This window comes from Mesorhizobium sp. LNHC229A00 (genome assembly GCF_000502415.1).
Lineage (GTDB): Bacteria > Pseudomonadota > Alphaproteobacteria > Rhizobiales > Rhizobiaceae > Mesorhizobium.
Genome location: NZ_AYWQ01000007.1, coordinates 21,858 through 34,512, shown reverse-complemented (window position 1 = coordinate 34,512; position 12,655 = coordinate 21,858). Strand labels below are relative to the sequence as shown.

The following is a 12,655-nucleotide window of genomic DNA, read 5'->3' as shown; positions in this document are numbered from 1 at the left end:
CCCCAAGAGAGATCGCAGAGGCCGAATGACCAGCTCCCATCAATCCGAAACCGATGCTCCCACGGGGTCGCTCAACCGCACCAGCCCCGGATTTGCCACCCGGGCGATCCATCATGGCTACGATCCGGCCGGCTTTTCCAATGCCGTCCAGCCGCCAGTGTTCCTGACGTCAACCTATGGGTTCGAAAGCGTGGCAGCAAACGATGCCGCCGCCGCCCTTGGTGGAAGGCTCTATGCGCGCGAATACAATCCCACGACCGAGATCCTCGAGCAGCGGCTCGCGAATCTGGAAGGAGCCGAGGCGGGGCTGGTTGTTGCCTCGGGGATGGCGGCCTTCGGCACTCTGATCCTGTCGCTCCTGTCCCAGGGCGATGAACTCATCGTCCACAAGACGCTTTATGCGAACACGCTTGCCATGGTCGAACAGGCGGTCCCCCGCTTCGGCATCAAGGTCGTCGCGGTCGATCTGTCAAATCCCCACAATCTCGATGCTGCGATCACCGAGCGGACGCGGCTGGTTTTCTTCGAGACGCCGGTGAATCCGCTGAGCCGCATCCTCGACATAGCGGCAATTGCGGAGCGCGCTCACGCGCGCGGTGTAAGGGTTGCAGTCGACAGCACCTTCGCCTCGCCCGCGCTCCAGCGACCGCTTGAGCACGGGGCGGACATCGTGCTCCATTCGATGACCAAGTACATCAATGGTCATGGCGATGCCCTTGGCGGGGCGCTTCTCGGCGACGCCCAAACGCTCCGTACGCTGCATGAAACGGGCCTGCGCTACATCACCGGCGCAGCGCTCTCGCCCATGTCAGCTTTCCTAATCCTGCGCGGTCTCAAGACGCTGACGCTGCGTATGGAACGGCACAGCGCCACAGCCCTTGCGGTGGCTCGGGCGCTGGAAGCGCACCCGGCGGTGGCATTTGTGAGTTATCCGTTCCTCGACTCGCACCCTGATCAGGTGACGGCGCGAAAACAGATGTCCAACGGATCGGGCATGTTGGCCTTTGGCCTCCACGCTGGATACGAAGGAGCGCGCCGGATGATGGACCGGCTCAACCTGATCATTCGCGCCGTCAGCCTCGGCGATGCCGACAGCCTCATCTATCATCCAGCAAGCCTCACCCGTGCTCGGCAGCCGATCCGCAAGGATGCCCATTTGGCCGATGGAGTCGGCGAGGATCTCATGCGTCTCTCGGTGGGGCTTGAAGACGCTGATGACCTGATCGCCGATCTGCGGCGGGCTTTGGACGTCTTGTAATGACCTGGCGTGCGGCCACCTCTGCGCTCACACATAGATCTGGAGCCTTGCCATGGCATTCCTGAGCGGTCTTTCCGCGTTCCCCATCACCCCGACCAATCGTGACGGCCGCGTCGATAGCGTTGCCCTGCGCAGGCTGATTGCTCGGCTTGGCATTGCTCAGGTCGATTCCATCGGTCTTCTCGGCAGCACCGGCACATACATCTATCTGTCGCGCGAGCAACGGCGGCGGGCGCTCTCCGAGACCTTGGACCAAACGGCGGGGCAAATGCCGGTCGTGGTGGGTGTGGGCGCGCTGCGCACCGATGAAGCCGTGGGGCTCGCGCAAGACGCCAAGGCCCTTGGAGCAGCTGCGGGGTTGCTTGCCGCCGCCTCCTACACCCCGCTTACTGATGACGAGGTGTTCGATCATTTCTCCACTGTGGCGCGCGAAAGTGGCCTGCCGATCGTCGTCTACGACAATCCAGGAACGACGCATTTCCATTTCAGTCCACCCCTTGTCAGCCGCCTGGCAAAGGTGGCTGGGATTGTCGCCATCAAGAATCCGACAGACAAAAGCGATGCGATCAAGAACCACCTGACCGCCCAGAGGCGCACACTGCCGGAAGGGTTCTCGATTGGTTACAGCGGCGACTGGAACGCCGCCGAGGCCATGATCGCCGGCGCCGACACATGGTACAGCGTCCTCGCGGGCATCCTGCCCGAGGTCTGCATGACGATCGTCACAGCGGCGCAACAGGGCGATGCGGCCGAAGCGCGACGGATCAATGCCGCGCTGGTCCCGATCTGGAGCCTCTTCAAGGAGTTCTCGAGCCTTCGCGTCGTCTATGCACTCGCTGAATTGCTCGACGTTTGCAGTGCCGAACCCCCGCGTCCCATCCTACCTCTGCCCCCAGCAGCGAAGCGCCAGATCGCCGCCGCGTTGAAAGGTTTGCCATCGGATGCCAGCCGGTGAACAGCAAACCCCGTTCGGCAAGTGAAAGGTATTTACCCGCTCATTTCGAGAACTGATCGAAAACAACGCACTCGGCGTGCTGATAGCCATGGCTGGAGCGGTCTCGACGCCAATCACACCCCCTTCGAACTCGACAATCGACTGAGGTACAGACTGCGCAGGACACTCCGCCCATGCCGCACCGTTCGCCTTCAAACTAGGAATCGGTGGTTTATCCATTGGAATGGCATCGAGCCGGCGCTTTACTTCCGGCCCGGTGCGCGCATTGAAGCCGGTGCCAAGCCGCCGGCGAACACCAGATTTCCGTCCTCGACATTCGCCAGAGCACGCTTCCCGACCGCCGTAACTGTTGCCGGGTTCGCAGCCGCTGACGATGAACTCATCACTCAGCACGCATTTTGTCTCACCCATTCTTGGCGCCGGCCGGATCGACATGGACTGACACGCAGCTTGGAGACGATGCCCTCGAGGCCGAACTGGGAGACTTGCGCGAGAATGTCGCTGCCGCCGCTGATCTCGTCGCTCAGAACGATGCCGTTTGGCGGCGTCTCAGCAGGTTAACTAGCGCTTTGCGCCGATCGACGAGTGGCCGATCACGAAGACCCTCGCCGTCGATCTCGAGCAGGTCGAAGCCGGCAAGCATGGTCCTGACGTCTCCCGCCGCGGCCAAGAGCCCGCTGAAGACTGGGAATGCGCGACAAGCCTTCTGGTCAACGACGAACGCCTCACCGTCTATTATCGCGTCCGAGGCGCCGAGCTCGGCCACCGCCCGGGACGAGGCCGGAAACCTGAGGGTCCAGTCGTGGAGGTTGCGGGTCGAGGTAGGCCCCCATCGATAGTAGTCCCATTTCATTTCGTGTAGCCAATCAGGGCCCTGCCGGACGCGGCCGACCAGCGGTCGATGTTCGCGACGACCCGAATGTCCAGTCTCGTGTAACCCAGCCTAAAGCGGCCTGTCCGCCCAAAGACATTCAGTTGCCTCCAGCCTTTCGACACGACCCACTTCACGATCTCGTAACTCGCCAACCTAGCGGCTTGTTGCTTGAGCTGCGCGTTCCTAGGGTGTGGTCGCTAGGCCTCAGCAACAAGAGCTCGGTTGCCAGGCGGGCGGAGGCTCAACGAGATAGCCAGCTCAGGACAAGGAGAGCAAGCAATGGTCGCTTTTACCCTCAATGGCGAGGCGCGAACACTCGACGTCGATCCAGAGATGCCGCTGCTGTGGGCGGTCCGTGACGTCATCGGACTCACGGGAACGAAATTCGGTTGCGGGCTTGCCCAGTGCGGCGCTTGCACGGTTCACGTTAACGGCATGCCGACGCGCTCGTGCCAGACCGCAGTCGGCGACATCGAAGGAGCCTCGATCACCACCATTGAGGGTGTGTCGGGCAAGATAGGCGAAACGGTCCAGGCCGTGTGGGCCGAGTTCGACGTACCTCAATGCGGCTATTGCCAGTCTGGCCAGATCATGTCGGCCGTGGCCCTCCTTACAGAGACGCCTAAGCCGTCGGACGATGATATTGATTCGGCGATGAGCGGCAACCTCTGCCGCTGCGCCACCTATCATCGCATCCGCGCGGCCATCCACGAGACCGCCAACCGGCTGGAGACTTGAGGCATGTCGCGGTTTCTCTCGAAGCATAACTCCGTGCGGCCCACGCGCCGCCGGTTCCTCGTCGGCGCGGGCGCCACCACCGCTGGCCTCGCCGTGGGCTACCGGCTAGTGCTGGCGGCGTCCGACATCGCACAAACGACTACTGCAAAGGTTCAGGCGAACCCCTTCCAGACCTATGTCGAGATCACAAAGGAGAACCGAATCATCATCCACTCCTCGCAGTTCGAGATGGGACAAGGCTCCTATTTCGGCATCGCCACCCTGGTTATGGAAGAGCTCGACGGCGACTGGGCGCAGGTGGACGTGGTCGGCGGATATGGCAATACCGCGCTCTACGGCAATCTCGCCTGGGGCGGGGCCGCACAGGCGACTGGTGGCTCCACGTCGATGAGTTCGTCGTGGGAACGCTACCGCAAGGCGGGTGCTGCCGCACGGGCCTTGCTGGTGGCGGCCGCGGCGCAGCGGTGGGATGTGCCAGCCGGCGAGGTCAAAGTCGCTTCCGGGGTCGTGTCGCACGCCTCAGGGATGCAGGCGCGCTACGGTGACCTGGCTGAAGCCGCAGCGGGAATGCCGGTTCCCGACGACGTGCCGCTAAAGCCGCGCGACAAGTGGGCCCAGATCGGATCGGACAGCCTCAAGCGCTACGATTCCGCCGGCAAGACCAACGGCGCGCAGACCTACACGATCGACCTCATGATGGAGGGGCTCCAGACGGCCGTTATGATCCATCCGCCGAAGTTCGGCGCCGAGATCGAGAGCTTCGACGCAACCAAGGCCAAGGCACTCGACGGCATTGTCGATGTCGTCCAGACGCCGCGAGGCATTGCCGTGGTTGGCAGGGACACCTGGACGGCGCTCAAGGGCCGCGACCTCGTGGAGGTGACCTGGAACGAGGAGAAGGCCGAAGGGCGCGGCACGGCCGAGATCATGGCCGAATACAACAAGGCAGCAGACGATCTGGGCGCGGCCACCGCGCGCGACGACGGTAACACTCCCGCAGCGTTCGCCAGTGCTGAGAAAATCATCGAGGGGCACTACGAATTCCCCTATCTTGTCCATGCTTCGATCGAGCCACTCAACGCGGCCGCCCGAATCAACGAAGACGGCACCATCGACGTCTGGGGCGGACACCAGATGCCCGACCTTTATCAGGCGGCTGCCGCTCAGGTAGGCGGCACCACGCCGGACAAGGTGAGGCTGCACGTGATGAAGACCGGCGGCAGTTTCGGCCGCCGCGCGGTCTTGGATGCAGATGTCATTATCGAAGCTGTTTCCACAGCGCGTGCACTGGGACGCGGCAAGCCAGTGAAGGTGCAGTGGACCCGCGAGAATGACATGCGGGGTGGGCGGTACCGGCCGGCCTATGTGCACGCAGTCAAGGCGGGGCTCGACAAGAAAGGCAATGTCGTCGCTCTCCATGACCACATCGTGGGCCAATCGGTCTTGGGCGGTTCGACCTCTGCGGCGATGATCAAGAACGGCATCGATCCAACCTCCGTAGAGGGCGCCACCAACCTGCCCTATGCGATCCCGAACCTGAAGGTCGAGCTGACCACCACGGACGTGAACATCCCGGTGCTGTGGTGGCGTTCGGTAGGCTCCACCCACACCGCTTACGCGGTGGAAACCCTGATCGATGAGCTGGCCGCCGCTGCGAACCGTGATCCGGTCGACTTCCGCTTGTCAATGCTCGGTCACCATCCACGGCATGCCGCCGTGCTTAAAGTGGCTGCTGAGAAGGCAGGCTGGGACAAGCCTCTGCCGGAAGGCCGTTTCCGCGGCGTGGCCCTGCATGAAAGCCTCTCGACCTATGTCGCCGATGTGGTGGAGATCACCCTCAACGATGAAAATGGTTTCAAGGTCGACCGCGTCGTCTGCGCGGTAGATTGCGGCACCGCGATAAATCCTGACCAGATTCGCGCTCAGATGGAGGGCGGTATCGGCTTCGGGCTAGGCGCGATCCTCCAGGAGGAGCTGACCCTGAATGGCGGTGTCGTAGACCAAGAGAACTACGATACCTATACACCGCTCAGGATCGAGCAGATGCCGCGAGTCGAGGTGCACATTGTGCCGTCCGAGGAGCCGCCCACGGGAGTTGGTGAGCCAGGTGTGCCGCCGATCGGCCCGGCCGTCGCCAACGCGCTACGGGCGGCGACGGGCAAGACTATCCGCAAGCTACCGATTATAAAGAACATGTCAGAAATGACACCATGAAACAGCCGCGATGAAGATCGCGCCGTTTTCGAACGCCTCCTGACAGGCGCTCATTTCCATGGGTCAAATTCCGGCGGCTGCCCGCTGCAATATCCCGTTTGGAGACGGCACCCCGTGGTCTGAACGACCACAGACGGGCCTTGGCGCCGGTTCCACTGAAGAACTGCTTTCGAGACGCAAATGCGTCCACTCCATGAAGAGCACAACCGTATAGCAGCAGGAAGGCTAGCTACCTCCATCGCTTCGGAGACCCAGGAACCCTCAGAAAACCGAACCTCCCGAGCTCAGAGGCGCTCGTGATCACAATCGCGCTGGTGCGTGGATCATTGTTCAAGGGTTTGCCGATAGGCAGGCGAGATGGCCGATCGACATGATCTTCGCCCGATGCCCTACAAACACAATGTCAGCCGCTGTCACGGAGTCGCGAAGACGAAGGTAATGAGGGTCGACGCCGATACTCATCGTTTGGTTGACAGAGCGCTTGGAATGCCATGCGCTTCACATCGGAGTAGCCATCCGGGAAGCCTGAAGCGCTTTGAAAACGCATGTGCTGCGGCTGTTATTCATAGCGTGGATGACTTTGATCAAAACAATCGATTTCATCACTCTTCCGGAATCGTGCATGGACAAAAAAGAGCCTCACGCACCAATCACACGCTGCTCTATCGCGTGACGAAAGCTGCCTTAGGAATAATCCAAAGGAGAAAATCTTCGATGCGCCCTGACGTGCAGTGGAGGTCGTGCCGAGAAAGTGAGTTGCAACTGGCCGACAATGTCGGGCGGTGCGACCATGGTCGCTTCGGAGAATGAAATCGGCCCAGTTCACGGGGCGGTACTGTTATTCGTCGACGGCCGCCCTTCCCAAGAACAGGCGGCATCGCAAGTTGGTTCTGCCGATGAAAACGACATCGCCGGATACATGTCAGCAGCCGCTCAGGATTGGATGATCCAGCCAAGCTCTCGGCGTGATGGCACTGTAGGCGTCACAGTCGAAGCATCTCATTGATCGTTTATGAGGCTTTCTTCGATGCCGCTGATGCCTGACGGGCGGTCGCAGCTGCAGGCGACAACACGGCCTATTTAGTTGGAAACATCGAGGTAAGCCAATTTGGCTTCCCGTTACTATTTGGAGAAAGAAATGCTGTGCCTAGGAATCAGCGGCGGACTTGACCAAGTCCATGAAAACCGATTCGAGCGTCAGAACGCCTTTATGCACGATGGCGCCGCGGTGCTCGTCCGAGACGGAAAGGTGATAGCCGCCGTAGAAGAGGAACGCCTCAATCGAATCAAGCACTCGAACAAGCTGCCAAGTGGTTCGATTCAATACTGTCTCTCGACGGCCGGGGTTCAGCTCAGCGACATCGATCGTGTCGCGGTCTACGCCAGCGAGCCCTATGCCAACGCCATGCTTGAAGGTATGTCCGCTTCCCAACCGGACATTCTCTCCACTCCGTTGGATGCTAAAATGTTGGTGCAGAACCTGTTAGCGCGTGAGTTCGGCACTAAGTTGGACAGTTCGCGTATTTCATTCGTAGGTCATCATCAGGCGCACGCCGTGAGCGCCTTTGCAATGTCGGGCTTCGAACAAAGTCTCATTCTAGCGATTGATGGCTGTGGTGATTTCCTGTCGGGCCTTGTGGCGGTAGGGTCTGGCACAGAAATTACGCAAATCGAGGCTTTCCCGGAGGACAATTCTCTTGGGCTGTTTTATCTCGAGACGATCCGCTGTCTCGGCTACGGCATGTTCGACGAGTATAAGGTAATGGGACTCGCCCCCTATGGCGACCCCGCTCCCTATCGCGAGCTCTTCGAGCAGTTCTACGAGCTCTCCGCCAACGGTGGCTACCGTGTTCACCTCGACCGCATCGGTCCGGCGTTGCTCCGCAACATCGAGATCAGGCGAAAGGGAATGCCTTTCACCCAGCAGCATCGAGATGTGAGTGCGTCACTGCAGGAAGCGCTTGAGCGGATCGTGTTCCACATTCTCCGGCACCACCGTGAGGCCACCGGCATGAAGCGGTTGTGTCTGGCGGGAGGGGTAGCCCACAACTGCACGATGAACGGCAAGCTGCTGTATTCAGGGCTTTTCGAAGACATCTTCGTGCAACCCGCGTCTCACGACGCTGGCTGCGCATTGGGAGCTGCGCTGATAGTCTCTAACGAGATGGGCCGCCCCGCGCCGCGTGAGCGACTGCAGGAGGTCTATTGGGGTCCTGATCTCGGGAGCGACCGCGCCGTGGAACAGGAACTGAATGCATGGTCCGGACATCTCGAGGTTGAACGCTCTTATGACGTAGCGAGCAGTGCAGCCCACTGGATCACCAACGGCGCCGTGATCGGCTGGGTGCAGGGTCGTTCGGAGTTTGGGCCACGTGCGCTGGGCAACCGCAGCATTCTTGCCGACCCTCGGCCCGCTGCAAACAAGGACCGGATCAATGCCATGGTCAAGAAGCGCGAAGGCTATAGGCCTTTCGCACCATCTGTGCTGGAAGAGGATGCGAGCGAATTTTTCGACCTCCCGGACGGTAAACACGAATTTCCATTCATGAATTTCGTCGTTCGCGTGCGTGACTCAAAGCGCGCCTTGTTGGGTGCCATTACGCACGTCGACGGTACGGCTCGGCTGCAAACAGTATCGCGCGATGCCAACCCCGCTTACTGGGAGGTCATCAATGCGTTCAAGAAGCGGACAGGCACTCCAATTCTGCTCAATACGTCCTTTAACAACAATGCTGAACCGATCGTGGATACGGTTGCAGACGCGATTGCCACATTTTTGACGACAGAGCTGGATGGACTTGTGGTCGGGCCCTTCCTGGTAAAAAAACGGGCTGCAACGCTGCAGGATTGGACTGCGCTTTCGATTTCATTGCCTCCCTCAGTCTCCCTCCATCAAACCCGTGCTTACACAGCGCGAGATCATCAGGAGACTGTCTGCGAGATTATTCCGAACCACTCCAGCATTGACAGTGTGCGAATTTCAAACGACCTGTTTAATCTGCTGATGCGGATTGAGGGCGAAGCCGTGTTAAGCGATCACCTCAATATAATTGCGCCGGATCANCTGTTTAATCTGCTGATGCGGATTGAGGGCGAAGCCGTGTTAAGCGATCACCTCAATATAATTGCGCCGGATCAAGCTGAGCATGAAGCTCTGATGGAGGACCTGCGAAGACTGTGGGAGCAGCGCCTGGTTCGGCTGCATCCCTCACAAGCCGCTCGGATGGATCATGGGTCCGATCAAACGCCGGACCAGCCTAATAGGCTATCAATGTGATAGAGATGCCGCTCAAGCTCGGCCAATCAATAGTGTTCATCGACCCCGCCTGCGAGCTCACCGCTGTGATTAGGGGGGTCGAGGTCGCCCTGGTCAGTATGCTTAGGAATGCTAGGGTCTGGCCTCGATATTGACCGGACTTCTGTGTCGAGAGGTCCAGCCCGCAGAACTTTAGAAACTGGCGATGATGACCTAAGCGGCGAAGATCGCCGGCTTCGGCAATGACGGTCAATGCCTTGGTCGGTCCGATGCCCGGGATTTGTCGCAGGAGCTGATAATCCGTAACCGCTGTTCTCAGGCCACGGCCTTGAGTGGTGCGGGGGCGTAGGCCCAGGGCAGCAGGTCGTCGAGTTGGCTTTGCGGATGGCCGGCGACGATGCGGGTGATGACGTCGGTGAGGTAGGCGTACGGGTCGACGCCGTTGAGTTTTGCGGTTTCTACGAGCGAGGCGATGGTCGCCCAGTGCTCGCCACCGCCGTCGGAACCGGCGAAGAGCGCATTCTTCCGATTGAGGGCGATTGGCCTGATCGAGCGTTCGACCACGTTGGAGTCGATCTCGACGCGGCCGTCGTCGAGGAAGCGACCAAGTCCGGCCCAGCGCGAGAGCGGGTAGCGGATTGCTTCGGCGAGCTTGCTCTTCTGGCTGACCAGGGCGAGCTTCTCGCGCAGCCATGGCTGGAGGGTATCGATGACGGGGCGGCTTCTCTCCTGGCGGGCGGTGCGCCGCTCTTCGGGCGAGCGTCCCCGTATCTCGCTCTCGATCCTGTAGAGCTCGGCGATGCGCTGGAGCGCCTCCGTGGCAATCGGCGCGGGTCCGGACTGGGCCAGTTCGTAGAAGCGTCGACGGACATGCGCCCAGCAGAACGCCAGGCTCACGGCATTGCGCTCGGCCAGCGCCCGGTATCCGGCGTAGCCGTCGACTTGCAGGATTCCAACGAAGCCCTGAAGGTGGCGCAACGGCTGTTCAGCCTTGCGGTCGGGCGCATAGAGATAGGCGACGCCGGGTGGAGCGATCCCGCCCCAGGGGCGATCGTCGCGGGCGTAAGCGAACAGCTGGCCCGTCTTGGTGCGGCCGCGCCCGGGATCGAGCACCGGCGCCGTGGTCTCGTCGGCGAAGAGCTTGCCGGACGCCTTCAGCCGCTCGAACAGCCGCTCGTGGATCGGCCGGAGCAGGAAGGCTGCCTTGCCGACCCAGTCGGCGAGCGTCGATCGATCCAGGTTCACGCCTTGGCGGGCATAGATCTGCGCCTGGCGATACAACGGAAGGTGGTCAGCGTACTTGCCGGCCAGAACATGGGCGACGGTCGCCTCGGTCGGGATGCCCCCCTCGACAAGCCGTGGCGGAGCCGCCGCTTGCACAACGACCTCCTCGCAGCTCCGGCAGGCATACTTCGGCCGGCGCGTGACGATCACGCGGAACTGGGCCGGCACGATGTCGAGGCGCTCGGAGCGATCCTCGCCCATGACGTGCAGCATTCCCTTGCAGCACGGGCAGACCTTGTCGGGGATGTCGATGACCTGCTCGATACGCGCCAGGTGCGCGGGCAGTGCACCGCGGTTGGCGCGGCGCTTGCTGGCGCGAGCCTCGCGCTTGGCGGGATCGGCGGTGTCCTCGCCGGCGAAACCCTCCGCCTCGATCTGCTCGGCCTCTTCCAGGCCCAGCAGCAGCTGGTCGACCGGCAGGCTCTCTGCCCTGCGGCCGAAGCGGTGGCGCTGCAGTTCCTTGATGATCTGGCGCAACCGCTCGTTCTCGGCGCGCTCCGCCGCGAGCATCGCTTGAAGCGCGATCGGATCGTTGGTCTGAGGCTCGGCCGGGTTGCTCACAAGGCCGATTCAATCATGCATTCCAATGCTTTGCCAGCGCCTCTAGCCTCCCATGGAATCAACTTGCCGCGACCGGCGCGCGCGTCTCGCGGGCGTCATGCACGCGCCGCCAATCCAACCCTTCCAGGAGCGCCTGCAATTGCGCCGCCGACAACCTCACCACGCCATCGGTGATGGCAGGCCAGCAGAACTTCCCGTCCTCCAGACGCTTCGCCAGCAGGCACACGCCGGTGCCGTCGAAGTACACCAGCTTGACCCGGTCGGCGCGCTTGGCCCTGAAGACGTAGACCGCGCCAGAGAACGGATCGGCGCCCATCGTCTCGCGCACCAGCGCCGCCAGGCCTTCGGCCCCCTTGCGGAAGTCCACCGGCTTCGTCGCGACCATCACCTTGACCACACCCGTCGGCCCGATCACGACGGCGCCTTCAGCGCACGGATCACCGCCGCCACCGTCCTGGCGTCGGCGCCACGACCGACCCGCATGGCGACGCCGTCAATCTCCAGCTCTATCACGCCGGTTTCTCGCGCGGCCTTCCGCTGCCGTGTCGATCTCGTGCGCTTCCCCGCCGGTTCGGGCTCCTGTGCCGCAACCACCGCTGGAACAAACAACGGCTCCGGTGCCGGCGCATTCGCCAACGGCACCCGCGCGGACCGGCGCCAGGCGAACAGCTGCTGCGGGGACAATGCATGTCGCCGAGCCACCGCGCTCACCGTCTCGCCAGCATCGTAGCTTTCCGCCACGATCCGCGCTTTCTCCTCCGGCAACCATTCGCGCCGCCGTCCAGAACCCGTGAATATCTCAAGCCGTCGAACCGGCTCCTCGTCCCTGGACTTAAGCGTAAGCTCTGAAATCGTCATGTGTCGAAGCCCTCAAAGGCTCCGAGCATCGTCGCTCACGACAACGCGCGAAAGGTGCCAACGGGACAGCGCTTACGATAATCCTGGCTGTGCCGCAGCAGATCGTCGGCCTGTGCTTCGATCTCATTGCGGTGCCGGATCAGGCTGCGTGCTTCGTCAATGACCATCCGGAACATGCGAATGGCAGGTGCATCAAGTGGCAGCGGCAATCCGATCGATGGGCGCGCCGTCTCGAAAATATCAATCAGAATCTGTGTCTTGCTGACCTTGCGGCCGACGACATCCCAAGCTGCTGCCACAAACTCCTCCTTCGTCAGCGCCGTGATGCTTGCTGGGGTCGGANTCAGAATCTGTGTCTTGCTGACCTTGCGGCCGACGACATCCCAAGCTGCTGCCACAAACTCCTCCTTCGTCAGCGCCGTGATGCTTGCTGGGGTCGAAAAGGGCTCGCAGCGGATCATGGTAGACCTGCGTCGCCTGGATCCTGAGCATGTGTAGGATCACCTGGGCATCGATCTTCTTGCCGAATACGACGCCGAAGGCCTTAAGAAGCCCAGGCATCTGTTCTCGATTTTGCCTACTAGGCTGACGAGAAGGTCGCGTGCCGAGAGCAGCACCCGCACGACACAGGTGCCGTGGCTCTTGGTGCGAACCTGC

At 61.5% G+C, this 12,655-nt stretch carries 9 protein-coding genes and 3 pseudogenes; 5 read left to right on the top strand and 7 right to left on the bottom strand.

The features are described 5' to 3' along the window. The first annotated feature begins 25 nt into the window (after positions 1-25). Both X742_RS153295 and X742_RS153300 read left to right on the top strand, forming a co-directional pair. The gene (locus tag X742_RS153295) at positions 26-1,258 is read left to right on the top strand and encodes a PLP-dependent aspartate aminotransferase family protein (RefSeq protein ID WP_023697828.1); all 1,233 of its coding nucleotides are present in this window, start codon (positions 26-28) and stop codon (positions 1,256-1,258) included. 52 nt (positions 1,259-1,310) lie between these two features. Next, on the top strand, positions 1,311-2,213 hold the full coding sequence (locus tag X742_RS153300) for a dihydrodipicolinate synthase family protein (RefSeq protein ID WP_023685525.1): 903 nt from the start codon (positions 1,311-1,313) through the stop codon (positions 2,211-2,213). Positions 2,214-2,736: 523 nt separating this feature from the next. On the opposite strand, the gene X742_RS153305 is transcribed toward X742_RS153300, so the two are convergent. Then, positions 2,737-3,066 (bottom strand): hypothetical protein, encoded by a 330-nt coding sequence (locus X742_RS153305; RefSeq protein ID WP_023772710.1) that lies wholly within the window; start codon positions 3,064-3,066, stop codon positions 2,737-2,739. A 300-nt stretch (positions 3,067-3,366) separates the two neighbouring features. Between X742_RS153305 and X742_RS153310 the strand changes: the two genes are divergently transcribed. The 3 genes from X742_RS153310 (at position 3,367) to X742_RS153320 (ending at position 9,316) form a co-directional block, all read left to right on the top strand. Further along, positions 3,367-3,825: a (2Fe-2S)-binding protein gene (locus X742_RS153310; RefSeq protein ID WP_023708041.1), complete on the top strand. Its 459-nt coding sequence runs from the start codon at positions 3,367-3,369 to the stop codon at positions 3,823-3,825. Between the two features lie 3 nt (positions 3,826-3,828). Beyond that, positions 3,829-6,039, top strand: a complete 2,211-nt coding sequence (locus X742_RS153315; RefSeq protein WP_023772709.1) for a xanthine dehydrogenase family protein molybdopterin-binding subunit — start codon at positions 3,829-3,831, stop codon at positions 6,037-6,039. Between the two features lie 1,138 nt (positions 6,040-7,177). Beyond that, positions 7,178-9,316: a carbamoyltransferase gene (locus X742_RS153320; protein WP_023772708.1), complete on the top strand. Its 2,139-nt coding sequence runs from the start codon at positions 7,178-7,180 to the stop codon at positions 9,314-9,316. Positions 9,317-9,431: 115 nt separating this feature from the next. Here X742_RS153320 and X742_RS1000000172525 read toward each other — a convergent pair. The 6 genes and pseudogenes from X742_RS1000000172525 to X742_RS1000000174010 form a co-directional block, all read right to left on the bottom strand. After that, positions 9,432-9,599 (bottom strand): annotated as a pseudogene (locus tag X742_RS1000000172525) (transposase); the annotation flags it as partial. 11 nt (positions 9,600-9,610) lie between these two features. Continuing rightward, positions 9,611-11,089 carry an IS66 family transposase gene (locus X742_RS153325; RefSeq protein ID WP_156939395.1) on the bottom strand — a complete coding sequence of 493 codons (1,479 nt, stop codon included), beginning with the start codon at positions 11,087-11,089 and terminating at the stop codon, positions 9,611-9,613. A gap of 109 nt (positions 11,090-11,198) precedes the next feature. After that, positions 11,199-11,555, bottom strand: a complete 357-nt coding sequence (gene tnpB / locus X742_RS153330; RefSeq protein WP_023772705.1) for an IS66 family insertion sequence element accessory protein TnpB — start codon at positions 11,553-11,555, stop codon at positions 11,199-11,201. After that, on the bottom strand, positions 11,552-11,998 hold the full coding sequence (locus X742_RS1000000176540; protein ID WP_023772704.1) for a transposase: 447 nt from the start codon (positions 11,996-11,998) through the stop codon (positions 11,552-11,554). Before X742_RS1000000176540 ends, tnpB begins: the two co-directional genes overlap by 4 nt. Positions 11,999-12,036: 38 nt before the next feature. Then, positions 12,037-12,339 (bottom strand): annotated as a pseudogene (locus tag X742_RS153340) (IS110 family transposase); the annotation flags it as partial. 3 nt (positions 12,340-12,342) lie between these two features. After that, positions 12,343-12,511: pseudogene (locus tag X742_RS1000000174010) on the bottom strand (IS110 family transposase); the annotation flags it as partial. Between the last annotated feature and the right edge of the window lie 144 nt (positions 12,512-12,655).

Bases quoted from the DNA above. Each gene is read 5' to 3' on its own strand.
- X742_RS153295 (WP_023697828.1), top strand. From the start codon at position 26: ATGACCAGCTCCCATCAATCCGAAACCGATGCTCCCACGGGGTCGCTC.
- X742_RS153310 (WP_023708041.1), top strand. From the start codon at position 3,367: ATGGTCGCTTTTACCCTCAATGGCGAGGCGCGAACACTCGACGTCGAT.
- X742_RS1000000176540 (WP_023772704.1), bottom strand. From the start codon at position 11,998: ATGACGATTTCAGAGCTTACGCTTAAGTCCAGGGACGAGGAGCCGGTT.
- X742_RS153325 (WP_156939395.1), bottom strand. From the start codon at position 11,089: ATGCTCGCGGCGGAGCGCGCCGAGAACGAGCGGTTGCGCCAGATCATC.
- X742_RS153315 (WP_023772709.1), top strand. From the start codon at position 3,829: ATGTCGCGGTTTCTCTCGAAGCATAACTCCGTGCGGCCCACGCGCCGC.
- X742_RS153305 (WP_023772710.1), bottom strand. From the start codon at position 3,066: ATGAAATGGGACTACTATCGATGGGGGCCTACCTCGACCCGCAACCTC.
- X742_RS153300 (WP_023685525.1), top strand. From the start codon at position 1,311: ATGGCATTCCTGAGCGGTCTTTCCGCGTTCCCCATCACCCCGACCAAT.